The 481-nt window shown below is 53.4% G+C and carries 1 protein-coding gene; it reads right to left on the reverse strand.

The genetic code is table 11. The features are described 5' to 3' along the window. Positions 1-59: 59 nt before the first annotated feature. A partial coding sequence (locus SNE34_RS14785; RefSeq protein WP_332618388.1) for a hypothetical protein occupies positions 60-481 on the reverse strand: 422 nt, incomplete at its 5' end.

Genomic DNA, 481 nt, shown 5'->3' on the forward strand with positions numbered 1-481 from the left:
TGTTGTTGGTGTAGCGAAGCAAGTTCGGCTTGAACGAATTGTTAGCTGCTTGTGTAAGCCTACCAAAGCAGCTTCTTGATCAGCCTGTTGCTGCATGCACACACCAACGATGAAGCGATGCTATAGACAGCGCAGAAGAAAACAATGAGAGCGACAATGGACCAGCCTGACTTCAACTCGTCGAAACCGACGAGCTTAAGCGCCACGTAGCAACTGAGTAGCGCGACAGCGAAACCCACCAGCCCTCCTAAAAGACGCATCCCTACGGGGAAATAGGACTTTTTTCCGCAGCTACGACAGGTGAAATCTGCGCTGTAACCGTTGGAGGGCACGCAGTCCCACCACGACTTAGACAGGAAGGTTCCACAGAAGGGGCACGGCAGTTCGACCATATACGCCACAGCTAACGCCTGAGTTAAGCCGACCTGCGTAGCGGAGCCGACAACGTGGCAAGCTTTACCTGCCACGTTGTTGGTGTAGC

Source organism: Novilysobacter erysipheiresistens (assembly GCF_036663935.1).
Taxonomy (GTDB): Bacteria; Pseudomonadota; Gammaproteobacteria; order Xanthomonadales; family Xanthomonadaceae; genus Novilysobacter; species Novilysobacter erysipheiresistens.